This is a genomic window from Cypionkella psychrotolerans, assembly GCF_001294535.1.
GTDB lineage: Bacteria > Pseudomonadota > Alphaproteobacteria > Rhodobacterales > Rhodobacteraceae > Cypionkella > Cypionkella psychrotolerans.
In genome coordinates, this window is the sequence record NZ_LGIC01000091.1 from 1 (window position 1) to 21,771 (window position 21,771).

Annotated in this window: 20 protein-coding genes, 1 tRNA gene and 3 pseudogenes; 15 read left to right on the top strand and 9 right to left on the bottom strand. The window is 60.7% G+C overall.

The window, feature by feature from the left end; genetic code table 11:
• Positions 1 to 190 (bottom strand): annotated as a pseudogene (locus AKV04_RS26790) (hypothetical protein); the annotation flags it as partial.
• 64 nt (positions 191 to 254) lie between these two features.
• On the opposite strand from AKV04_RS26790, the pseudogene AKV04_RS25905 reads away from it, so the two are divergent.
• The 5 genes and pseudogenes from AKV04_RS25905 to AKV04_RS24605 form a co-directional block, all read left to right on the top strand.
• Positions 255 to 762, top strand: a pseudogene (locus tag AKV04_RS25905) (IS5 family transposase); the annotation flags it as partial.
• A 62-nt stretch (positions 763 to 824) separates the two neighbouring features.
• Positions 825 to 1,221 (top strand): annotated as a pseudogene (locus AKV04_RS24595) (transposase); the annotation flags it as partial.
• Entirely contained in the window at positions 1,172 to 1,405 is a 234-nt protein-coding gene (locus AKV04_RS24600) for a hypothetical protein (protein WP_162232944.1), read from the top strand. The pseudogene AKV04_RS24595 and the gene AKV04_RS24600, both read left to right, overlap by 50 nt.
• 57 nt (positions 1,406 to 1,462) lie before the next feature.
• Positions 1,463 to 1,591: an HNH endonuclease gene (locus tag AKV04_RS27960; protein ID WP_407638498.1), complete on the top strand. Its 129-nt coding sequence runs from the start codon at positions 1,463 to 1,465 to the stop codon at positions 1,589 to 1,591.
• A 338-nt stretch (positions 1,592 to 1,929) separates the two neighbouring features.
• Positions 1,930 to 2,006: transfer RNA gene (locus AKV04_RS24605), tRNA-Asp, on the top strand.
• A 151-nt stretch (positions 2,007 to 2,157) separates the two neighbouring features.
• Here the strand turns inward: AKV04_RS24605 and AKV04_RS24610 are convergent.
• Positions 2,158 to 2,601, bottom strand: coding sequence for a GNAT family N-acetyltransferase (locus AKV04_RS24610; protein WP_054009131.1), 444 nt, complete (start codon positions 2,599 to 2,601; stop codon positions 2,158 to 2,160).
• Between the two features lie 221 nt (positions 2,602 to 2,822).
• Between AKV04_RS24610 and AKV04_RS24615 the strand changes: the two genes are divergently transcribed.
• Entirely contained in the window at positions 2,823 to 3,086 is a 264-nt protein-coding gene (locus AKV04_RS24615; protein ID WP_054009053.1) for a DUF1344 domain-containing protein, read from the top strand.
• Positions 3,087 to 3,135: 49 nt separating this feature from the next.
• On the opposite strand, the gene AKV04_RS24620 is transcribed toward AKV04_RS24615, so the two are convergent.
• Complete coding sequence (locus AKV04_RS24620; RefSeq protein ID WP_054009054.1) at positions 3,136 to 4,506, bottom strand: M20/M25/M40 family metallo-hydrolase; 1,371 nt, start codon at positions 4,504 to 4,506, stop codon at positions 3,136 to 3,138.
• A gap of 121 nt (positions 4,507 to 4,627) precedes the next feature.
• Between AKV04_RS24620 and AKV04_RS24625 the strand changes: the two genes are divergently transcribed.
• From AKV04_RS24625 to ispG, 4 genes are all read left to right on the top strand, one after another.
• Positions 4,628 to 5,032 carry a hypothetical protein gene (locus tag AKV04_RS24625; protein WP_054009055.1) on the top strand — a complete coding sequence of 135 codons (405 nt, stop codon included), beginning with the start codon at positions 4,628 to 4,630 and terminating at the stop codon, positions 5,030 to 5,032.
• A 108-nt stretch (positions 5,033 to 5,140) separates the two neighbouring features.
• Complete coding sequence (gene hemA, locus AKV04_RS24630; RefSeq protein WP_054009132.1) at positions 5,141 to 6,364, top strand: 5-aminolevulinate synthase; 1,224 nt, start codon at positions 5,141 to 5,143, stop codon at positions 6,362 to 6,364.
• A gap of 115 nt (positions 6,365 to 6,479) precedes the next feature.
• Complete coding sequence (locus AKV04_RS24635) at positions 6,480 to 7,685, top strand: helix-turn-helix domain-containing protein (RefSeq protein ID WP_054009056.1); 1,206 nt, start codon at positions 6,480 to 6,482, stop codon at positions 7,683 to 7,685.
• A gap of 94 nt (positions 7,686 to 7,779) precedes the next feature.
• Entirely contained in the window at positions 7,780 to 8,910 is a 1,131-nt protein-coding gene (gene ispG / locus AKV04_RS24640; RefSeq protein ID WP_054009057.1) for a flavodoxin-dependent (E)-4-hydroxy-3-methylbut-2-enyl-diphosphate synthase, read from the top strand.
• 129 nt (positions 8,911 to 9,039) lie between these two features.
• Here ispG and AKV04_RS24645 read toward each other — a convergent pair whose 3' ends face one another.
• The gene (locus AKV04_RS24645; protein WP_054009058.1) at positions 9,040 to 9,786 is read right to left on the bottom strand and encodes a DsbA family protein; all 747 of its coding nucleotides are present in this window, start codon (positions 9,784 to 9,786) and stop codon (positions 9,040 to 9,042) included.
• Positions 9,787 to 9,877: 91 nt separating this feature from the next.
• Here AKV04_RS24645 and AKV04_RS24650 point away from each other — a divergent pair, with 91 nt between their 5' ends.
• The 5 genes from AKV04_RS24650 (at position 9,878) to AKV04_RS24670 (ending at position 16,998) form a co-directional block, all read left to right on the top strand.
• The gene (locus AKV04_RS24650; protein ID WP_054009059.1) at positions 9,878 to 11,020 is read left to right on the top strand and encodes a pyridoxal phosphate-dependent aminotransferase; all 1,143 of its coding nucleotides are present in this window, start codon (positions 9,878 to 9,880) and stop codon (positions 11,018 to 11,020) included.
• A gap of 37 nt (positions 11,021 to 11,057) precedes the next feature.
• A complete protein-coding gene (locus tag AKV04_RS24655) occupies positions 11,058 to 12,266 on the top strand; it encodes an N-acetylmuramoyl-L-alanine amidase (protein ID WP_054009060.1) in 1,209 nt (402 codons plus the stop codon).
• A 130-nt stretch (positions 12,267 to 12,396) separates the two neighbouring features.
• Positions 12,397 to 14,946: a penicillin-binding protein 1A gene (locus AKV04_RS24660; RefSeq protein WP_054009133.1), complete on the top strand. Its 2,550-nt coding sequence runs from the start codon at positions 12,397 to 12,399 to the stop codon at positions 14,944 to 14,946.
• Positions 14,947 to 15,012: 66 nt separating this feature from the next.
• A complete protein-coding gene (gene prfB, locus AKV04_RS24665) occupies positions 15,013 to 16,140 on the top strand; it encodes a peptide chain release factor 2 (protein WP_054009061.1) in 1,128 nt (375 codons plus the stop codon).
• An 84-nt stretch (positions 16,141 to 16,224) separates the two neighbouring features.
• Positions 16,225 to 16,998, top strand: a complete 774-nt coding sequence (locus tag AKV04_RS24670; protein WP_054009062.1) for a DUF2189 domain-containing protein — start codon at positions 16,225 to 16,227, stop codon at positions 16,996 to 16,998.
• On the opposite strand, the gene AKV04_RS24675 is transcribed toward AKV04_RS24670, so the two are convergent.
• From AKV04_RS24675 to AKV04_RS24695, 5 genes are all read right to left on the bottom strand, one after another.
• Positions 16,982 to 18,400 (bottom strand): MFS transporter, encoded by a 1,419-nt coding sequence (locus AKV04_RS24675; protein ID WP_162232946.1) that lies wholly within the window; start codon positions 18,398 to 18,400, stop codon positions 16,982 to 16,984. The two genes, AKV04_RS24670 and AKV04_RS24675, sit on opposite strands and share 17 nt — an antisense overlap.
• A gap of 57 nt (positions 18,401 to 18,457) precedes the next feature.
• Complete coding sequence (locus AKV04_RS24680; protein ID WP_054009063.1) at positions 18,458 to 18,967, bottom strand: bactofilin family protein; 510 nt, start codon at positions 18,965 to 18,967, stop codon at positions 18,458 to 18,460.
• Positions 18,957 to 20,285 carry a M23 family metallopeptidase gene (locus tag AKV04_RS24685; RefSeq protein ID WP_054009135.1) on the bottom strand — a complete coding sequence of 443 codons (1,329 nt, stop codon included), beginning with the start codon at positions 20,283 to 20,285 and terminating at the stop codon, positions 18,957 to 18,959. Before AKV04_RS24685 ends, AKV04_RS24680 begins: the two co-directional genes overlap by 11 nt.
• Positions 20,286 to 20,448: 163 nt before the next feature.
• A complete protein-coding gene (locus AKV04_RS24690; RefSeq protein ID WP_054009064.1) occupies positions 20,449 to 21,258 on the bottom strand; it encodes a ferritin-like domain-containing protein in 810 nt (269 codons plus the stop codon).
• The gene (locus AKV04_RS24695; protein WP_054009065.1) at positions 21,258 to 21,719 is read right to left on the bottom strand and encodes a peroxiredoxin; all 462 of its coding nucleotides are present in this window, start codon (positions 21,717 to 21,719) and stop codon (positions 21,258 to 21,260) included. Before AKV04_RS24695 ends, AKV04_RS24690 begins: the two co-directional genes overlap by 1 nt.
• Positions 21,720 to 21,771: the final 52 nt, after the last annotated feature.

The following is a 21,771-nucleotide window of genomic DNA, read 5'->3' on the forward strand; positions in this document are numbered from 1 at the left end:
CGGTCTTCATATCCTCGACCGTCGCGCGCTTGCGCCACTTCGCCACCGTCTTGGGGTTGATGCCCAGTCCTCGGCTCAGCTGCGCGAGCGAAGCTTGTGATCGCTGTATTGCGGCTCTGACGGCGTGCGCCTCTCGGCGAATGCATGCATTCACCCGCCGGGCAACGGGATCGTGGCGCTCCCGGGACAAACCTGTCCCATGTTGCTTCCTTCCATGCCTGAGAAAGGATCGCACCATCAAACCGTGGAATCAAACAAAGACGCTCTACAACCGCTGGAAGCGGTGGAGCGAGATGGGGGGGCTTCGCCCGGATCATGGAGGGCCTCGCGTCCGAGGCTGCGGAACGCAAGACCACCATGATCGATGCGACCTATCTGAAAGCGCACCGCACGGCCTCCAGCCTGCGCGTGAAAAAGGGGGGCGCGGACGGGCCACCGGGCGCACGAAAGGGGGGCTGAACACCAAGAGCTCCATGCCATCGCCGATGCCAAGGGACGGCCGTTGAAGTTCTTCATGACCGCAGGCGACCCTCTCGGCGATGCAAGCATCGCCTGCCGGGCAACGGGTCAGCGATTACAGCAGGTGCTGCGGCCCTGCTGGGCCACATGCCGAAGGCAGAGTGACTTCTGGCCGACCGAGGGTATGACGCGGATTGGTATCGAGAAGCTTTGAAAGACAAAGGGATACGGGTTTGCATCCCTGGCAGCAAGAGCCGCAGGAAGAAAGTCCGCTTCGACCGCCGCCGCTACAAACGACGTGACCTGCTCCCCGGAAACGCCCTCATTTTAATGTAGAGTCTGCCCAACCCAGAAGGAGCAGACGAATGCGAAAGAGCCGTTTCACCGAGACCAGATTATTGGGATGATCAAAGAGCAGGAAGCCGGGCTGACTGTGGCAGAGGTCTGCCGCAAGCGCGGCATCAGCCCCGCGAGTTTTTACAAGCTGAAGGCCAAATATGGCGGGACGGACGTGTCTGATGGCCGACGCCTTAAGCAGCTTGAGGACGAGAACGCAAAGCTCAAGCGGCTTGTGGCGGACACGATGCTGGACGTTGTCGTGCTGAAAGACCTGCTGGGAAAGCGCTGACGACACCTGCCCAGCGGCGCGAAGCGGCGATCAAGGCGCTGCGGGACCACAAAATCTCGCAGCGTCGGGTCTGCGACCTGGTTGGTGTCGACCCCAAGACCGTGCGGTGCGCCCGCCCGCCTGATCATGCGGATGCGGGCGTCTTTGCGGTCAGCACTTCGCCTTGAGCGCCTACATGATGGCTTCGGCCCGCTGATCATCAAACTCGATCAATTCGGCACCGCCACCATCCGCGCCATGATCATCATCGCCACAACCGATTACAGCGCCGCAGAGCGCTTTCTCGCCTCGATCAGCACAGAACCCCTGCACACCTAACGGCCTATCGCTTCGTCTTCTGCATCCTGAATTGGGGGGGTGGCGGGTTATGACGATGTGGTTCGCCATCGCTGCAATAATCGCCGTTGCATCAATCCAGACCATCTTGAGATTGGCTCTAGGGGGGAGAACCTTCAGGATGAACGGGACTTTGCGGCAAACGGGGTGGATTTCGGTCTGCTCTGATTACCGTTCCACTGGCCCCCGCCGCCGCCAAACCCCGTCACCCATTCCACCCGCACTGGGGCATCGCTTGGGGCAGTTCCGCCAACAACTGCCCCATGGACTGCTTGAATTGCAGTGAAGCACTCCGGTCAGGGTAGTTCTGTCTCGCCCGCCAATCTTACCAGCTTGATCTCTGACAGTGCTGCTGCATAGGCTTTGTCCGCTGCCGTTTCTGCCACCTTGATGCCCCTGCTTGCTCGGGTTCAACATGTGGGGCGGCGGCGGGTGGGTCAAGCCAACATTCGGGCATTTTCCTCCTTGACGCCCCCCGGCGCATCCCTTAGCAAGCGGGCAATCGCGCGGTGGTAGCTCAGTTGGTTAGAGTACCGGCCTGTCACGCCGGGGGTCGCGGGTTCGAGCCCCGTCCACCGCGCCATTTCAAAAATTTCCACAGAAATTTTAGCCTGTATATGTGCTTGCGGCGTTTACCTGCTGCATTGGTTTGAGCGGGGGTTTGCACCCCCGCACCCCGCAGAATATTTAAGCCAGTATGAAAGCAAATTTTAGCTAAGTTTGAGCCAAGTGATCTACAGTTTCAGCCGGTAGCGGACATGGCCGTCGCTGGGGGTGAAGCTGTCGTAGAGGCGGCGGGCGGTCGCGTTGCCCTCATCGGTGTGCCAGTAGAGGCGCTGCCAGCCGTTGGCTTTGGCGAGGGCTGCGAGGTCTTTGATCAGCGCGCGGCCGACGCCTTTGCCGCGCGCGTCGGGGCTGACGAACAGATCTTCCAGATAGCAATCTTCGCCGATCACCCAAGTCGAGGGGTGGTGGAGGTGGATGGCAAAGCCCAAAACTGCGTCGCCTTCCACGGCCAAACGGATTCGCATCGGGCTGGCCGGGTCATGCGCGCGGGCCCAAGTGTTGGCGGTGACTTCGGGGGCGAGATCGACCTTGTAATAGGCCAGATACTGCGCCCAAAGCCCGCGCCATGCGGCCGCGTCCTCCGGGGTGGTATTGCGGATTTGAACAGTCATTTCAGGGCCTTCCGGTTGGGCGATCACGGGGGAATCTCGCAGTTTTCACAGGGTTTCACAAGGCGGTGCCCCCGGATTTCCTTTTGATTTTGCGGGTGTATAACCCTCGTTGAAGCCGGGATCTGCCGGACGGAATAGCTTCCGCCGACGCGACAGACCGAGACGGTTTCGACACAAGGCCGAAGGGGTGCGCCCCCGGTCCAAAATTCGGAGTTACGCAGATGCGTGCTTACATGCTTCCCGCAGCGATCATTTTGTCCATTGGTTCGGCCTCATTGGCGATGGCCGCTGGCACCACCACGGATGGGGTGATCAAATCGCTGGATATGAAAACCAACACCATCACGCTGGCGGATGGCACGGCCTATATGCTGCCGAAAGGCTTCAAGGATCCGGGGCTGAAGGTGGGCGAAAAGGTCGCGGTGGTCTGGGATCTGAAGGGCAAGATCCACGAGGCATCGGCGGTGAGTATCGTTAAAAGCTGAGACTGGCCGCAGGGCTGGGGGGAACGGGGGCCAGCTGGCCCCCGTTTTTTTATGTGAGTTTCGCGAGGATGCGCGCCCAAGAGCGGATGCCTTTGTGGAAACATTCGAGATCGTATTTCTCGTTCGGGGAGTGGATCTGGTCGTTGTCACGGCCAAAGCCGATCAGCATCGCGTCCATATCCAGATAGGTTTTGAAATAGCCCGCGATGGGGATCGAGCCGCCGCAGCCGATATAGGCCGCGGGCTTGCCCCATTCTTGGCCCAAAGCCAACCGTGCAGCTTCGAAAGCCGGATCCTCAATCGACATCACACTGGCCCCGCCCGCACCGTGGCCTTTCCATTCAACACGGCAATCCGCGGGCAGTTGCGCCTCGACCCAAGTGCGGAAACTCTTGCGGATCGCATCGGCATCTTGATCGCCCACTAGACGGAACGAGACTTTCGCATGGGCCTGCGCGGGCAGCACGGTTTTGAAGCCGTCACCGGTATAGCCGCCCCACATGCCGTTGATTTCCGCTGTGGGGCGCGACCACAGCATTTCCAGCGGCGTGCGGTCTTGTTCGCCGATGGGAATCGACAGGCCAACGTCGCCGAGGAATTTCGCGTGATCGAAGGCGAGGGATTGCCATTGCGCGCGGATGTTGTCGGGCAGTTCGGTGACGCCATCGTAGAAGTTCGGGATGACAATGCGCCCGGTGGCGTCGGTCATATTGCCAAGGATTTTCGACAGAATTTTGATCGGGTTTGCCGCAGCCCCACCGTAAGAGCCGGAATGGAGGTCTTTGTTGGCGGCGTGGATGGTGAGTTCTTCGCCCAACAACCCGCGCAGCATGGTGGTGATGGCGGGGGTGTTGTCGTCAAACAACCCGGTGTCGCAGATCAGCGCGATGTCGGCTTTCAGCTCGGCGGCGTTTTCCTGCATGAACGGGATCAGGCTAGGCGAGCCCGATTCTTCCTCGCCCTCAAGAAAGATCGTCAGCTTGCCGGGCAGGGTGCCGTGGATGGCTTTCCAGGCGCGGCAGGCTTCCAGAAAGGTCATCAACTGGCCTTTGTCGTCGGACGCGCCGCGAGCGCGGATCACTTTTCCGGCAGCAGTGTCCTGGATTTCAGGATCGAACGGGTTACGGTCCCACAGGTTCAGCGGATCGACGGGCTGCACGTCGTAATGGCCGTAAAACAGCAGGTGTTTGTCGCCTTTGCCGCCGTGTGCCACCACCATCGGATGGCCGGGGGTGGGGCGGGAGGCTGCTTCAAAGCCTAAAGATTTCAGATATTCGACCAGCCAGTCGGCGGCTTTGGCGCATTCGGCCTTGTAGGCAGGGTCGGTCGAAATCGACGGGATGCGCAAAAGCTCTAGCAGGCGGTCCAGCGCCTCTGGCAGATCGGTGTCGATGCGGGACAGGACGGCATCCAAGCTCATCGGGCTCTCCTTGATATATCGGCGATTATTGGCGAGGCGGAGCCTAACAGGACGGGGGGGACTGTCCAGTGGCGGCGGGCTGCGCTAGAAAGCCTGAAATTCAGGCAGCCGGAGACGTGGCATGATGAAATATTTAGGGGTTGGCGTAGCATTGGCGCTCGGGTTGGCGACAGCGGGTGCCGCGGAAGCGGTCAAGACAGAAACGGGCGTTTTGGGCAGTTCCAGCATCACCCTGCATCTGCAACCGTTTCTGACCGAGGCAGAGGTGAGCACGTTGCGGGTGGTGATGACCAACCCGGATGCGCTGGCGATTTTCGTGCCCGACAGCAGCAAAGGTTTTGCCGCGCTGGCTGTCTCGCCGGATGACGGGTTCCTGCCTGCGGGTGCGCCAGCGGCTTCCGCGCAGGCAATCGGCGGTTTGCCGGATGCCGCGTCGGCGGCGAAAGATGCGCTGGCGGCCTGTGATAAATTGCGTAAGGGTGAGGCCGCTTGCGTGCTGGTGCTGGAGATTGCACCGAAGGGCTGATCCGATGGCGTGGCAAAATGCCGTCTTTCGCCCGAGGCTGGTTTGACGCACATCAAGGTATCTTGTGGCCATATGTTTTAGCAGGGCTGCAAGATGATGGAGAAGATGATGAATTACGAAGCCGCCCTTGATACCGCGATTGGCCGTTTGCATGACGAGGGCCGCTATCGCACGTTCATCGACATCGAGCGCCGCAAGGGCGCTTATCCGCATGCGATCTGGCGCAAGCTGGACGGGACCGAGGCCGATATCACGGTGTGGTGCGGCAATGATTATCTCGGCATGGGGCAGCATCCGGTGGTTTTGGCCGCGATGCACGAGGCTTTGGATGCGACCGGGGCAGGCTCGGGCGGTACGCGGAACATCTCTGGCACCACAGTCTATCACAACCAGTTGGAGGCGGAGCTCGCCGATCTGCACGGCAAGGAAGCGGCTTTGGTGTTCACCAGCGCTTATATTGCCAATGACGCGACGCTTTCGACTTTGCCCAAGCTGTTCCCCGGCCTGATCATTTATTCCGATGCGCTGAACCATGCCTCGATGATCGAAGGTGTGCGCCGCAATGGTGGGGCTAAACGGGTGTTCCGGCACAATGATGTGGCGCATCTGCGGGAATTGTTGGCGGCGGATGATCCGGCAACGCCGAAGCTGATCGCGTTCGAGTCGATCTATTCGATGGATGGCGATTTCGGCCCGATCAAAGCGATCTGCGATCTGGCGGATGAGTTCAACGCGCTGACCTATATCGACGAGGTTCACGCCGTGGGCATGTACGGCCCGCGCGGCGCGGGGGTGGCGGAACGTGATGGGTTGATGGGGCGAATCGATATCATCAACGGCACTTTGGCCAAGGCTTATGGGGTGTTTGGCGGCTATATTGCTGCAACTGCGAAGATGGTCGATGCGGTGCGGTCCTATGCGCCGGGGTTCATATTCACCACCTCTTTGCCGCCTGCGGTGGCGGCGGGGGCTGCGGCCTCGGTACGGTATCTTAAAACGGCGCAACACCTGCGCGATGCGCAGCAAACCAATGCCAGCATTCTCAAGCTACGGTTGCGCGGGCTGGGCCTGCCGATCATCGACAATGGCACTCATATTGTGCCTGTTCATGTTGGCAACCCCATCCATTGCAAGATGCTGTCCGACATGCTGCTGGAGCAGTTTGGCATTTACGTGCAGCCGATCAACTTCCCGACGGTGCCGCGCGGCACCGAACGGCTGCGGTTTACGCCGTCTCCGGTGCATGATTCGCGGGCGATTGACGCAGTTGTGATGGCGATGGACTCGCTTTGGGGGCAGTGTGCGCTGAATCGTGCCGAAGCTGTGGCGTAAATGTCTTTCTGCACATGCAGAATCGCTTGCCCCGTGCTAGGTTTTGCCCAATAGACAAAATATGAGTCGCCCTTAAGGGTGGCAGGGATATCGGGGCAGAAATGGGGCTCAGCGCATGATCGGGCGGAGAGTGAAAACTCCGGCAGCTGAAGCGGACAAGCCGAAAGGCTTTGACGATTTTGAGCTGCGCTTGGGCGACCTGATGCGGGGCGAGCGCGCCACGCTGGGCAAATCGCTTCTGGATATTCAGCGCGAGTTGAAGATCAAGGCCACCTATATAGCCGCGATTGAAAATGCCGATGTGTCGGCGTTTGAAACTCCGGGTTTTATCGCAGGCAACGTGCGATCTTATGCGCGTTATCTGGGCATGGACCCGGATTGGGCATTTGCCAAATTCTGCCGTGAGGCGAATTTCGAAGTCGCGCATGGCATGTCGGCGGCGGCATCTTCGGTGTCGATGACGGCTTTGCGGGCGCGGCAAGTGGCGAATGAGGGCCGCGAAAGCTTTGGCGATCTGAACACCGCGTTCATTCCGCGCAGCGAAGGCCTGTTTGCACGGGTCGAGCCGGGGGCGATTGGCTCGCTGGCGGTGCTGGTCGCGTTGATTGGCGCGCTAGGCTATGGCGGCTGGTCGGTGTTGCAAGAAGTGCAGCGCGTTCAGCTTTCCCCGGTTGAGCAGGCTCCGGTGGTGGTGGCTGAGTTGGACCCGCTGGCGGGCGTGAAAGCGGCACCCGAACAAGTGGCGGATGCGGGCACCGATGCGCAGGCAGGCAGCGATCAGTTGGATCGGCTGTATCAGCCCGAGGCGTTGGAGGCTCCGGTGCTGACAGCACGCGATGGCCCGATTGGCACGATCAATCCGCGCGCGGCTGGCGTGCTGACGGCGGATGCAGGCGTGGCGCCCACGGCGCAGGACAGCTTGCAAGCGGCGATTGACGATACGGTGCAGGTTGTGGCCGAGGCCAAACCCGGCGTCGAAGTGCTGGCGGTGCGGCCGTCTTGGGTGCGCGTCTCGGCTGCCGATGGCACGGTGTTATTTGAGAAAATCCTTGATGCGGGCGAGCGCTATGCGGTGCCGCCGTTGCAACAGGCGGCTTTGCTGCGCTCGGGCAATTCGGGGTCGATCTATTTCGTGGTGAACGGCAAGACCTACGGCCCGGCAGCGCCCGGTGCGCAGGTGATCAAGAATGTGGCACTGTCTGCAGAAGCGTTGACGGCGGGCTATCAGACGGCTGATATTTCAGGCGATGCTGATCTGGCGCAGTTTGTGAATGTGGCCGATGCAAGCGTGCCTGCCGCGCCTGTAGCGCCCTCGGAATAAGCCAAATACCCAAAGTTGATGCGGCTTTTGGCCCCGGGCGGTTGCTCCGGGGCTTTGGCTTGTCTATCTAAGGGGCAGCTTAAAGGAGCCCGCCATGACCCATAATCCGATCCGCCCTTGGCGCAACATCGAACGGCGGGTGTCGCGGCAGATCCGCGTTGGCAAGGTCTTGGTCGGCGGCGATGCGCCGATTTCGGTGCAGACGATGACCAACACTCTGACCACCGATGTCGCGGCGACGATTGAGCAGATTCAGCGCTGTGCGGTGGCCGGCGCGGATATTGTGCGGGTCTCGACCCCGGATGAGGGCAGCACCTTTGCGTTGCGGGAAATCGTGCGGGAAAGTCCGGTGCCGATCGTCGCCGACATCCATTTCCACTATAAACGCGCGATTGAAGCCGCCGAGGCGGGGGCGGCCTGTCTGCGCATCAACCCTGGCAATATCGGTAATGCGCAACGGGTGCGCGATGTGGTGCAGGCGGCGAAGGATCACGGCTGCTCAATCCGCATTGGGGTCAACGCCGGGTCGTTGGAAAAGCATCTGCTGGATAAATATGGCGAACCCTGCCCGGATGCGATGGTGGAAAGCGGCATGGATCATATCCGGCTGCTGCTGGACAATGATTTCCACGAGTTCAAGATTTCTGTGAAGGCGTCAGACGTGTTCATGGCTGCCGCAGCTTATCAGCAACTGGCGATGGCCACCGATGCACCGATTCATCTTGGGATTACTGAGGCCGGGGGGCTTGTGTCTGGCACGGTGAAATCGGCGATTGGGCTTGGCAATCTGCTCTGGTCAGGGATTGGCGATACCATTCGGGTCAGCCTCTCGGCCGATCCGGTCGAGGAGGTCAAGGTCGGCTTTGAGATTCTGAAATCGCTTGGCCTGCGCCATCGCGGCGTGACGATCATCTCTTGCCCCTCCTGCGCGCGGCAGGGGTTTGATGTGATCAAGACGGTTTCGGCGCTGGAGGATCGCTTGGCGCATATCACCACGTCTTTGAGCCTGTCGATCATCGGTTGCGTGGTGAATGGGCCGGGAGAGGCGTTGATGACCGATATTGGCTTCACCGGCGGCGGGGCGGGGTCAGGCATGGTCTATCTCGCGGGCAAGCAGCATCACAAACTGGGCAACGAAGGTATGGTCGATCACATCGTCGAGCTGGTTGAGAAAAAGGCGGCGGAGATTGAGGCGGCGGAGGCTGAAGCCGCTCAACCTGTTTAAGCCTGCGCTCTTGGCCTCTGGCGAGCGGGGGTTTCACACCCCCGCGCTGCATTGCTGAAGCAGCAATGCAGCTTCCCCCGTGGGATATTTGTGCACAGAGGATGGCAATTTTAGATAAATTTTAGAGGCTTAGCTTTTCCGCTCGGACGCGACGATCTGTTGCATGCCGTCCAACGGCACATAGCCGCGCAGCATTTGGCTGTCGATCACGAAGGTCGGCGTGCCGCTGATCGCCATTTTGGTGCCAAGCTCTTGATTGGCCGCGATCACGGCGCTGACTTCGGGCGAAGCCATTTTGTCGAGCACGGGTTTCGCGTCAAAGCCCAGATCTGTTGCAAGGCGGCCCAAGGTTTCGGCATCGGGGGCACCGCGCAGGGTGATCAGCGCGTCGTGGGCTTTCTTATAGGCGTCGTTGCCGTGCAGTTGCAGCACCGCGATGGCAAAGCGGGCGGAGGTGACGGAATCGTCGCCCAAGATCGGGTATTCCTTCAGCACCAGACGGATGTTGCCGTCGGCTTTCACCAGATCTTCGACCTCTTGATAGGCCTTGCGGCAATAGCCACAGCGGTAATCCATGAATTCGACCATGGTGATATCGCCATCGGGATTGCCGCCAACCCATGAGGCTTGATCGGCGAAAAGGTCAGCTTTGTGGTCGATCACCAACTGCTTGTCGCTGGCCTGCTCGGCCTGCGCTTGACGGTCTTGCAGCACGTTCATTGCCTCGACCAGCACTTCGGGGTTCTCGATCAGATAGGCTTTGACCTCGGCGCGGAACGCGGTGCGCTCGGACTCGGTCATTGAGTCGATGCCTCCGGCGAGGCTGGGGGCGGCAAGGGTACAGGTCAGCAGGGCAGCAATCAGGGGCAGGCGCATCAGGGAACCTCGGGCTGGGCCGGACGGGTCGGCCGGGGTTGACGAACGCCTTGTAGGCGGGACTATTGGGCACAACAATAGGGGCAGGGTGATGGATAGATCAAGCCGGGGTCAGGTTGATCCCTTCATTGTGATGGATATGGTGGCGGAAGCCGCCGCCTTGGAGACTTTGGGGCGGCGGATTATTCATATGGAGGTGGGGCAGCCGTCCACTCCGGCACCGCAGGGCGCGATTGCGGCGCTGTCGGCGCGGATGGGGACCGAGGCTTTGGGCTATACCGTGTCGCTTGGTATCCCGGAATTGCGGGCGGGTATCGCGGCATTATATCAACGCTGGTATGGGGTTACGCTGAACCCTGAGAGGGTGATTGTCACCGCAGGCTCATCCGGCGCGTTCCTGCTGGCTTTTACGGCGCTGTTTGAGGCAGGAGATCGGGTGGGCCTCGGCGAGCCGGGGTATCCATCGTATCGGCAGATTTTGAAGGCGCTGTCTTTGCAGCCGGTGGGCATTGCGACGCGGGCGGAGAACCGCTTGCAGCCAGTGCCGGAGGATTTGGCGGGGGTCGAGATGAAGGGGCTGATCGTGGCCTCGCCAGGGAATCCGTCGGGGACGATGCTGTCCAAATCCGCCTTGGCCGATCTGATCGGATATGCGCATCAGCGGGAGATCAGCTTTGTCTCGGATGAGATTTACCACGGGCTGCATTACGGCGAGCGGGCGCATTCGGCGCTGGAGATCAGCGATGATGTCTATGTGATCAACTCGTTTTCGAAGTATTTCAGCATGACCGGCTGGCGGGTGGGCTGGATGGTGGTGCCAGAGGATCATATTCGCACGGTCGAGCGGTTGGCGCAGAACATGTTCATCTGCGCGCCGCATGTGTCTCAGGTGGCGGCACTGGCTGCGCTGGATTGCGTCGAGGAGATGGAGGCCAATCGTGCGGTTTATGCCGAGAACCGTCGGTTGATGCTGGAAGGTCTGCCGCGCGCGGGGTTTGACAAGATCGCGCCGCCGGATGGGGCGTTTTATATCTATGCCGATGTCAGCGACTTCACCGATGACAGCTTGGGCTTTGCGCGCGATATTCTGCACAAGGCAGGGGTGGCGGTGACGCCGGGGTTGGATTTTGACCCGGTGCGCGGCGCGCAGACCTTGCGGTTTTCCTATGCGCGCGGCACGGCGGATATTGTCGAAGGGCTGGAGCGATTGGCCGCGTATATGGCGCAAAGGTGAGTTCCTTTTTGCCTCCGGCGGGGATATTTAGGCCAAGATGAAAGCGCTTTTTAGTCTTATCTTACTGATCTGCGCGCTGGCCTTTGCGGGCCAGGGTCGGGCGCAGCAATTGTCGGGTTTGGCGAAATTTAACCCCGGCGCGTCTGAAATTGCAGACGCGGGATCGGGTGTGCAGATTGATCTTGGCCTCTCGCAAGCGGTGCCGTGGCGGGTGCGGGTGCTGGATGATCCGGCGCGGCTGGTGGTGGATTTCCGCGAGGTGGATTGGACCGGGCTGGCTGATATGCCCTTGGACAGCAAAGCGGTTGTGGCCTTGCGGGCCGGGGTGTTTCGCCCCGGCTGGTCGCGGTTGGTGATCGAGCTTGCGGGGCCGATGCAGCTGACGTCTGCCGAGATGCGCACCAGCGGCGCTGTTGGCGTGCATCTGCGGTTGGAGCCTGCGACCGAGGCCGCCTTTGCAGCGCTTGCGGCTTTACCTGAGCCTGCTGATTGGACCTTGCCAAAGCCTGTCGATCTGCCCGCAGCACCGGTGAAGAAGGATGGCAAGCTGGTGGTGGTGCTTGACCCCGGCCATGGCGGCATTGATCCAGGGGCTGAGAGCGACGGGCAGAACGAGAAAACCTTGGTGCTGACATTTGCGCGCGAGTTGAAAGAAGCCCTGGTGCGCGATGGCGGTTTTGACGTGGTGATGACACGGGACGAGGATGTGTTCGTGCCGCTGGAGACCCGGATTTCCATTGCGCATCAGGCGGGTGCGGATGTGTTCCTGGCGCTGCATGCCGATGCGATTGCCGAGGGTGATGCGGTGGGGGCGACGATCTATAGCCTGTCTGCGGACGCCAGCGATGCGGCCTCGGCAGCTTTGGCGGAGCGTCATGACCGTGATGATTTGCTGGCTGGGGTTGATCTGACGCAGCAAGACGATCTGGTGGCCGAGGTGCTGATGGATATGGCGCGCACTGACACCAGCCCGCGCACCGAACGGCTGGCGATGGCGTTGGAGGCGGCGATCAAGGCGCAGGGGTTGAAAATGCACCGCCACCCCCGGCAGCAGGCGAGTTTTTCGGTGCTGAAATCGGCGGATATTCCTTCCGTCTTGCTTGAGCTGGGATTTTTGTCGTCCGAGCGTGACCTGAAACGGTTGGACGATCCGAAATGGCGGGCGAAGATGGCGCAGGCTTTGGTTTCGGCGTTGAAGGCTTGGGCCAAGCAGGATGCGGGCCTGCAGGCTTTGCCGTTGAAATAGCCTTGACGACTGGCAGCACTTCGCCCGGATTGAAAAATCGCAGCGGAGTGTTTTGACCTTTCCGCCCGCCCGCGTGTATAAGCGCGCGTGCGCGGGCAGAGGGCCGGACGCAGTGACGGGAATGACAGGCGTGCTCAGGTTTATCGGCTCTTTCTTCGGGGGCATTTTCACGACGATCACGCTTGGTCTGTTGTTCGGCGCTTTGACTCTGGGCGCGGTGTTTTGGATGTATTCGGCGGACCTGCCGAGCCATGAAAGCCTTGCGCAATATTCGCCGCCCACCATCAGCCGGATTTATTCCGGCGAGGGCCGGATCATTGACGAATTCGCCAAGGAACGCCGGTTGTTCGTGCCGATCGAGGATATTCCGGTGCTGGTGCGCGATGCGTTCATCTCGGCGGAAGACAAGCATTTCTACACCCACAAGGGCTATGATGTGCAGGGCATGATCTCGGCGGCTTGGGATGCGATCAAATCGCGTGGCAAGAACACCCGGGGGGCGTCCACCATTACCCAGCAGGTGATGAAGAACTTCCTGCTCGATGGATCGCGGTCGGTTGAGCGCAAGGTCAAGGAATTGATTCTGGCATCTAGGCTGGAGCAAACGCTGTCAAAGGATAAGATCCTTGAGCTCTATCTGAACGAGATTTTCCTTGGCCAGAATTCCTACGGGGTGGCGGCTGCCGCGCAGACTTATTTCAATAAATCGCTGGATCAACTGAGCCCCGCCGAGGCTGCAACCTTGGCTTCGATGCCGAAAGCGCCCAGCGATTACAATCCGGTGACGCAGAAAGAACGCCTGACAACCCGGCGGAACTATGTGCTGAATGAGATGTTCCAGAACGGCTATATCGACGAGGCCAGCTATAACGAGGCCAAGGATGAGCCGCTGAAATCGGTACAAAACGGCGATTACCCGGCGTTCCGCGAGGCTTTGCCGCCGCGTGATTACTTCACCGATGAAATTCGGCGTCAGTTGTCGGGGACGTTCGGCGAGGAAGAATTCTTCGGTGGTGGCTTGTCGATCCGCGCCACTGCCGACCCGGAATTGCAGGAAATCGCCGCTGTCGCCCTACGCCGGGGGCTAGAAAAATACGACCGCAATCAGGGCGTTTGGCGTGGCACGGGTAAGACCGTTCCGACCGAGGTTTTGGGGGATGAGTCGGCTTGGCGCAAAGCTTTGTCCGAGGTCAACGACATGCCGCGCGATGTGACAGGCTGGCATGTCGCCGTGGTGCTGTCTTTGGGCGAAGCCACCGCCGAGGTCGGGATTGAGGGCGTGGATGGCACGCAGGAAATCCCCGCCAATGACGTGACTTGGGCGCGCAAGCGGCTGGAAGGCGGCAAGCTGGGCAAGAAGGCCCGCGTGCCTGCCGATCTGGTCAGCGTCGGCGATGTCGTCATGGTGCGGCAGGTGACCGACGACAAGACCGGCGAATTTGTGCGCTGGTCTTTGCGGCAGGTGCCGGAGGTGCAGGGCGGGTTCATGGCGATGGACGTGAACACCGGCCGCGTCATGGCGATGCAGGGCGGCTTCAGCTATCAATCCTCGGTGTTCAACCGCGCGACGCAAGCCACACGGCAGCCGGGTTCCAGCTTCAAGCCGTTCGTCTATGCCGCAGCCTTGGATTCGGGTTTCACCCCCGCCACCATCATCGTCGATGCGCCGATTGAGGTGGAAACCCCGCAAGGCTTGTGGACGCCAAAGAACTCCACCAACAAATTCTATGGCCCCACCCCGATGCGCACCGGGATTGAGCAGTCGCGTAACCTGATGACGGTGCGGATCGCGCAGGAAATCGGCATGCCGCTGGTGGCGAGCTATGCCGAAAAGTTTGGCGTTTACAAACCGATGCAGCCATTCCTCGCCAACGCCTTGGGTGCGCAGGAAACCACGCTTTATAAAATGGTCGCCGCCTATGCGATGTTCGCCAATGGTGGGGAACGGGTGGAGCCGACGCTGGTTGACCGCGTGCAAGACCGTTACGGCAAGACCATCTACCGCCACGATCAGCGCAAATGCGAGGATTGTAATTCTCCACGCCTGCCCAAAGGCGACGGCGTGAAGATCGATAGCAACCGCGAACGCGTGATGGATGCGATCACCGCCTATCAGCTGACCTCGATGATGCAGGGGGTTATTCAGCGCGGTTCTGGCACTGGGGTAAAGCTGCCGGTTCCTGTGGCTGGCAAGACCGGGACGACCAACGACGCGAAGGATGTGTGGTTCATCGGCTATACCTCGAACACCGTGGCGGGCTGCTATATGGGCTTTGATCAGCCGCGCACCTTGGGGCCGGGGGCGTTTGGCGGCACATTGTGCGTGCCGATCTTTCAGGAATTCATGAAAGAGGTGGTCAAGCGCCGCGGTGGCACCACGTTCAAAGTGCCGCCGGGCGGCTATTTCCAGAATATCGACCGCTTTACGGGTGCGCTTTTGGGCCCGGATGCGTCCGGTGCCAATGTGGTCGCCGAATACTTCCGCGAAGGCGAAGAGCCGCTGTTCGCCTTGGGTGAAATCATCGACGGCGGCTTTGCGATGGGATCAAACCTGCCGCTGTTTGCCAATGGCGAAAGTGATATTGGCGGCTCGGATACGGTGACCACTTCGGACGGCCAGACGAAATCGGTGCCGAAGAAGGCGAATTTCGGTACGCTTTCGTCCGGCGGGCTGTATTAGCGGCGCTTGCCGCTTGCCGCTGCCCACGCTATCACCCCGCCAAAGTCTACGAAGGAACTGCCGATCATGCGCACCGAGACGCAATACAATGTCGATGCCATCACCAAATCTCTGCGCCTGCTCGGGCAGCGGATGGATTGGGAGACGGCTGCGCATCGGTTGGAAGAATTCGACGCGATGATCGAGGCCCCCGATCTGTGGAACGACCCCGCCAAGGCGCAAAAGTTGATGCGCGCGCGGCAGGGTCTGTTGGACCAGATGTCAACCTACCGCCTGATCGAATCTGGCCTGCGCGACAATGTCGAGTTGATTGAACTCGGTGAGGCTGAGGCCGATGAGGAGATCATCACCGAGGCCGAGGCGGCGCTGAAAGCTCTGGTAGAGCTTTCGGGGGCGAAAGAGTTGGAGGCTTTGCTGAATGGCGAGGCCGATGGTAATGATACGTTCTTGGAGATCAACGCAGGTGCAGGGGGCACCGAGTCCTGCGATTGGGCGTCGATGCTCGCGCGGATGTATGTGCGGTGGGCCGAGAAAAAGGGTTATAAGGTTGAGTTGCAGTCGGAAAGTGCTGGGGATGAGACCGGCATCAAATCGGCAGGCTACAAGATTTCCGGGCTGAACGCCTACGGCTGGCTGAAATCGGAATCCGGTGTGCATCGTCTGGTGCGGATCAGCCCTTATGGCTCGGCCGACAAGCGGCAGACCTCTTTTGCCTCGGTCTGGGTCTATCCGGTGGTCGATGATAACATCGAGATCGACATCCCCGACCGTGACATCCGCATCGACACCTATCGGTCGTCGGGGGCAGGCGGTCAGCACGTCAACACCACCGACTCGGCGGTGCGTATCACCCACTTGCCGACCAATATCGTGGTGACCTCGTCGATGAAATCGCAGCACCAGAACCGTGAGGCCTGCATGAACGCTTTGCGCTCGCGGCTGTACCAGGTGGAGTTGGACAAGCGTAACGCCAGCATCAACGCGCAGCACGATGCCAAGGGCGACGCGGGCTGGGGCAACCAGATCCGCTCTTATGTGTTGCAGCCCTATCAGATGGTGAAAGATCTGCGCACCGGGCATGAGACCAGCGATACTGGCGGTGTGCTGGATGGCGATCTGGACAAGTTCATGGCGGCGACGCTGGCGATGGACGTGGCCGGGAAATCCCGCGCAGAGGCCAATGCCGAGGATTAAGATCGGCGCTTAATGCCTTGTCAAAAATACATCTTTCTGAAAGCGACCTTCCCCGCATAGGCTGATCAAAAGCGGGGGAGACGCATGGAACAGAGCCAAGCCGACAGGCCAGAGGTGATGCATGTCGAGGTCAGTGATCTGGCGGCGGCCTTGCGCGCGGGCTGGCAGGACTTTCGGACCGCCCCGCAGTATGGACTGCTGTTCGCCTGCATCTACGTTATCGGCGGCTGGCTGATTTATTTCGCGCTGACCGGGACCGGGCAGCTGTGGTGGACCTTGCCCGCCGCTGCGGGCTTTCCGATTCTGGGGCCGTTCATCGCCTGCGGTCTTTATGACGTCTCGCGTCGGCTTGAGGCGGGCCTGCCGAGGGACCTTCACCAGACCTTGCTGGTGATCTTCCGGCAAAAAGATCGGCAAATCCCCTCGATGGCGGCAGTGATCGTGGTGTTCTTTCTATTCTGGAATTTCCTGTCGCATATGATCTTCGCGCTGTTTCTGGGCAATGCGGTGATGACCAATGTGTCGTCGTCGCTGGCGGTGTTTGCCTCGCCTGCGGGGCTGACCATGCTGGCGGTGGGCACAGCTGTGGGGGCGGCGTTTTCGACGCTGCTGTTCTGCCTGACGGTGGTCAGTCTGCCGATGCTGCTGGAGCGCGAGGTCGATTTTGTCACCGCGATGCTGACCTCGTTTGCGGTGGTGACCGAAAGCCCTGTGGTGATGTTGTGCTGGGGCGCGTTCATTGCGGCGGCGCTGTTTGTGGCGATGCTGCCGGGGTTTCTGGGGCTGTTCGTGGTGCTGCCTGTGCTGGGGCATGCCAGTTGGCATCTCTATCGCCGCGCGGTCAGTTGGAACGCCTGAGGCCCCAAGCCGACACAAGCGCCGAGGCAAGCGAGGCGACAGCGGCCAAAGCTGCGAGATGCGCAAAGCCCAGGCTGGTCGCCGCGATATGCGCAGGCGCACCGGCGATCACGCCGAATCCCGGAGTCTCGGGCCCAATCGTACCATATCCCGTCGCCGCCAACCGCCCCATCAGCGCAATCGCCAAAAGGCTGGCCGCGCGGGCGACGGCATTGTTGATCCCCGATGCAGCACCCTGATCGGCATCACTGGCGGAAGTCATCACCACAGTGGTCAACGGCGCCACCAGCAGCGCCATGCCAAACCCCGACAGCCACATCAGCGGCACGGCGCGGGTCCAATACAGCGCCTCATGCGCGGTGATTGCCAAGCCGGCCTGTGCCAAAGCCACCAAGATCGCGCCACCGACGAGAAACGGCGCAGGGCCGATGCGATCCGCCAGTTTGCCCATGCGTGTCGACAGCGCGGCGATCATTAACGCCCCAGGCAGGAAGGCGGCGGTCATCGCCAAAGCATCCGCGCCCCAAGCCGACACGGCGGTCATTGGCAGGTAAAACCCGATCCCGGTCACCGCGAAATAGAGCAGGAAGGTGGCGAGGTTGATGGTGGAAAACCTGCGCACCCGGAACATGCTCAGCCGGATCATCGGGGCAGGGCAGCGCGCCTCCCACAGCAGAAACCCGGCGAGGATCACAAAGCCCAACCCCATCAGTGCCAGCGATTCTCCAGTCTCAGTACTGAGGCCATAGGCGACCAATCCGAAGCCCAAGGTGGCCAGAGCAGCCCCGATGAAATCAATCGGCACTCCCGGGCGCCCCCTGTCTGCCAAAGCAAACCGCGCCAGCAGCCACAACGACACCCCGCCCAGCGGCAGGTTCAACGCGAAAATCCAGCGCCATCCGGCGACCGGATCGACCATCAAACACAGCCCCGCCAGGATCGGGCCCGCCGAGGCCGTCGCAATCGACGCCGCCGCCCACAACCCCAGCGCCGCCCCGCGTTCTTCGCGCGGGAAGGCGCGGCCAATGATCGCCATCGAGCCCGGCACCATCAGCGCCGCCGCCACGCCTTGCAAGCCGCGCGCCACGATCATCCCCGTCGGGCTGATCGCCAAAGCGCAGCCTAACGAGCTGACCACGAACAGAATAATCCCCAAGCCAAAGCCGCGCGCCGTGCCAAAGCGATCGCCCAACGCGCCGCCGACCAAGATCAACGAGGTCAGCGCCAGCAGGTAAATTCCACTGAACCATTGGGCTTGTGGCAACGACGCCGCCAAAGATGCGCGCATCGCAGGCAGGGCGTTGGCCGTCACCGACGAGTCGATAAACCCCATCGAAGAAGCCAAAATCGCCGCCCACAGGATCGCCCGCCGATGTTCGGGCGCACAAATGGCAACGGGCACCAAGGTTTCCCTCGATGCCCGTGCTGTCATTTCCATCTTGGACACTTGTGCGAGAACTTAGGATTCTTCGCTGGAGGCCGGAGCCTGCACGATCCGGCTGGTCGGGGCTGCTACGCGCCCGGTCGACAAAGGATCATCCTGACGCTGCACCGAACCTTCAAAATGCGCACCCGATTCAATCGCGATGGTCTTGTGAATGATGTCGCCTTCAACCTTGGCGGTCGAGGTCAGGCGCACTTTCAGCCCACGCACCCGGCCAATCACCCGGCCGTTGACGACGATATCATCGGCGACAATCTCACCACGGATGGTTGCGGTTTCGCCCACGGTCAGCAAATGCGCACGGATATCGCCTTCAACCGTGCCTTCGACCTGAATATCACCGGTGGTGCGCAGATTGCCCACCACGGTCAGATCGGCGGACAGCACAGAGGCCGCCACTTTGCCCTTCGGCGCCGAAGGGGTAAATTCCATCGAGGGTTTGGTCACAGGAGCCTCCGGGGCTTTGGGTTTATCGCTCTCGCCAGCCTTGGGGCCCGGTTCGTTGATGCGGCTTTTAGAAAACATTGGTCGCTGCCTTTATGAAGGTCATCGGATTTATCGCAGATCCACCGATGCGGATCTCGTAGTGAAGATGTGTGCCAGTCGAGCGGCCCGAGTTGCCCATATCACCGATCCTGTCGCCGCGCGATACCTTTTGGCCGACTTCCACCCTGATCTGCGAAAGATGGCCGTAGCGGGTCTCGATGCCAAAGGCGTGCTGGACCTTGATCAAGCGACCATAGCCGTTTGACCAGCCCGCAAAAGTCACAACGCCGTCAGCGGTGGAATAAATTGGCGCGCCGTAATCGCCCGCCAAATCCTGGCCCTCATGCATCCGCAGGCCACGGCCCAAGGGATCATCCCGCCCGCCAAAGCCCGAAGTATAGCGCACCGCGGTTCTCACCGGCATCCCGAACGGCGCTTTGAACGCGGCGATGCGGTACATGTTCATGTTATCAAGGCTTTTCAAGATCGCATTGGCGCGGATTTCATCCATCGACGCCGCTTGCCCCGAGGTCGACAGCGAAATCGGTGTCAAAGGCCCGCCCTGACCACTGTAGCCTTTGCGGACGGCTGACAGCAGATCATCCGGCGACAAGCCTGCGGCGCGGAACATCTTGTCCAAGGGCTCAACCGAGACATTCATCGCTTGTTCCAGCTGCGCGAAAATCGCGTCATTCCGGGTCTCAAGCTGTTGTTTTTCTTGGGTCACTTTGGCGGTGCGCGCATCGGCTTTCTCGGCCTCGGTCTGCATCACATCGCGGGCTTGCGCGGTTTCGCCCAAGCTGGCGGTCATCATTTCCAGCGTGGCATCGGCATCGGCGAGCTTCTCGGCCTCAGTCCGGCCCGCCGTGGGGGCGGTGGACAGCGAGGCCACCTGATCGCGCGCAGAATCGCGTTCTTTGATCACGCCGCGCAGGGTGTTCTGGATCACGTCGATGCCGGTTTCCAACTCACGCCGCCGGTCTTCCGAGGCCAGCAGCCGTGCTTGCATCTGGGACACCTGTGCGAGAGCGAGATTAAACCGCCCCTGCGCCGAAGCCGCCTCATCCGCGCGCAGATCGCGGTCGGCGGACAGATCATTCAGCCGTTGTTCATAAAGCGCCTGCTGGCGCGCCACTTGCTGCCGCGAGGTGCCCGCCGAAATTGAATCCAGCAGCAGGACCGCCGTCGCTAGAATCGTCCAAGCCAAGGCCAAAGAGCCGAACACCAAAGCAATCGCTTGCGTGCTGGGGCGCAGACGGATGAAGCGCGTCTCGGTGTCGGATTTCAGAAACAGACGTTGTTCCGGCAGATACCGCTCCAACGTGGTGTGAATCCGATAGGTGAGGCGTGTCAGCACAGCGGCATGTTCCGGTTCTTTAGGCACAAAGGGCGGTGGGGTGCCCATTTGCCGGGCTCTTGCCTGATTAGCCAGCGCTTGGCCCAGTCGCAACAAATTTGACCAAAGCGGGGGGAACCGGGGCGGAAACTCGCCAGCATCGGCGAGTTTCCGCCGATAAATCTTAAGCCTGATCGACGAGGGGCCAGTAGAAATCGGGCGGCAGTCCAGCTTCAGCGCGCTTTTCTTCGTTGAACGGCGGCTTTAGATTGCCGTGGAAGTACTTGCGTACAAGCGTGTGGAATATCTCTTTCGGATCATCCCCGGCACGGCCACACAGCCAGTTGAACCATTTTGAGCCGTAAGCCACATGTGCCACTTCCTCGGCATAGATCGTGTTCAGCGCCGCGATGGCTTGGGTTTCTTTGGCTTGGGTGAACAAAGCGATCATCCCCGGCGTCACATCCAAGCCGCGCGCTTCCAGCACCATCGGCACCACGGCGAGGCGGCCCAGCAGGTCTTCGGCGGTATCCTCGGCGGCTTGCCACATGAAGGCATGCGCGGGCATCGCGCCATAGAAGCTGCCCATCGCCTCCAGACAATCACACAGCAGATTGAAATGCTTGGATTCGTCATCTGCCGCCTGCACCCAATCGTCATAAAACCCCAACGGCATCGGCGTCTCGGTAAACCGCGCAATGATGTCCCAATGCAGATCGACGGCGTTGAGCTCGATATGCGCCACCGCATGCAGCAAGGCGATGCGACCCAAGGGCGAGCCGGGACGGCGGCGCGGCACCTCGCGCGGGTTCAGCAGATCGGGCTTTTCGGGGCGAGCAGGGCTCTGCGGGGGGCTGGCTTGCCCTACGGCTAACGGCGTACCCGCCGCCCGGGCAGCGCGCCAACGGGCGGCATGGGCATGCGACAACGCGGTTTTCGCGCGGCCATCGGCGGTGGTCAGCACCTCGACCGCCATTTCGGCCAAAGTTTGCATCACGGCAGCTGCACCGCCGCCAGAACCTCGGCAGCATGGCCCTTGACGCGGTCCACCTTCCAGACGCGGGCAAGCGTGCCATCCGCTTCAATCAGGAACGTCGAGCGCAGCACACCTTGCACCAATTTTCCGAAGAACAATTTTTCACCAAACGCGCCCCAATCCTCCATCACCTGACCGCCCGCATCCGAGGCCAGTGGCAAAGTGATCCCCATTTTTGCGATGAATTTGTCGTGCTTGGCCGCCGTATCCTTCGATAGCCCCAACACCACGCAGCCCGCTTTGGCAAAATCCGCCTGCAACGCGTTGAAATCCATCACCTCATTGGTGCAAGTGGGCGTGCCATCGCCGCCATAGGTAAACAGCACCACGCGGCTGGGGCGCAATTCTGACAATGTGACGGTGCCACCACCATTACGGGGTAGGGTGAAATCGGGGGCGGTTTGGCCAATCTCAATCATGCGCGGCTCCTTGCCTTTTCTGGGATCAACCCTTTGCGATCTAGTTGCCTTT

Excerpts from the sequence above, each read along its gene's own strand:
- AKV04_RS24610 (WP_054009131.1), bottom strand. The coding sequence starts at position 2,601 with ATGACTGTTCAAATCCGCAATACCACCCCGGAGGACGCGGCCGCATGG.
- AKV04_RS24615 (WP_054009053.1), top strand. The coding sequence starts at position 2,823 with ATGCGTGCTTACATGCTTCCCGCAGCGATCATTTTGTCCATTGGTTCG.
- AKV04_RS24620 (WP_054009054.1), bottom strand. The coding sequence starts at position 4,506 with ATGAGCTTGGATGCCGTCCTGTCCCGCATCGACACCGATCTGCCAGAG.
- AKV04_RS24625 (WP_054009055.1), top strand. The coding sequence starts at position 4,628 with ATGATGAAATATTTAGGGGTTGGCGTAGCATTGGCGCTCGGGTTGGCG.
- hemA (WP_054009132.1), top strand. The coding sequence starts at position 5,141 with ATGAATTACGAAGCCGCCCTTGATACCGCGATTGGCCGTTTGCATGAC.
- AKV04_RS24635 (WP_054009056.1), top strand. The coding sequence starts at position 6,480 with ATGATCGGGCGGAGAGTGAAAACTCCGGCAGCTGAAGCGGACAAGCCG.
- ispG (WP_054009057.1), top strand. The coding sequence starts at position 7,780 with ATGACCCATAATCCGATCCGCCCTTGGCGCAACATCGAACGGCGGGTG.
- AKV04_RS24645 (WP_054009058.1), bottom strand. The coding sequence starts at position 9,786 with ATGCGCCTGCCCCTGATTGCTGCCCTGCTGACCTGTACCCTTGCCGCC.
- AKV04_RS24650 (WP_054009059.1), top strand. The coding sequence starts at position 9,878 with ATGGATAGATCAAGCCGGGGTCAGGTTGATCCCTTCATTGTGATGGAT.
- AKV04_RS24655 (WP_054009060.1), top strand. The coding sequence starts at position 11,058 with ATGAAAGCGCTTTTTAGTCTTATCTTACTGATCTGCGCGCTGGCCTTT.
- prfB (WP_054009061.1), top strand. The coding sequence starts at position 15,013 with ATGCGCACCGAGACGCAATACAATGTCGATGCCATCACCAAATCTCTG.
- AKV04_RS24670 (WP_054009062.1), top strand. The coding sequence starts at position 16,225 with ATGGAACAGAGCCAAGCCGACAGGCCAGAGGTGATGCATGTCGAGGTC.
- AKV04_RS24680 (WP_054009063.1), bottom strand. The coding sequence starts at position 18,967 with ATGTTTTCTAAAAGCCGCATCAACGAACCGGGCCCCAAGGCTGGCGAG.
- AKV04_RS24690 (WP_054009064.1), bottom strand. The coding sequence starts at position 21,258 with ATGCAAACTTTGGCCGAAATGGCGGTCGAGGTGCTGACCACCGCCGAT.
- AKV04_RS24695 (WP_054009065.1), bottom strand. The coding sequence starts at position 21,719 with ATGATTGAGATTGGCCAAACCGCCCCCGATTTCACCCTACCCCGTAAT.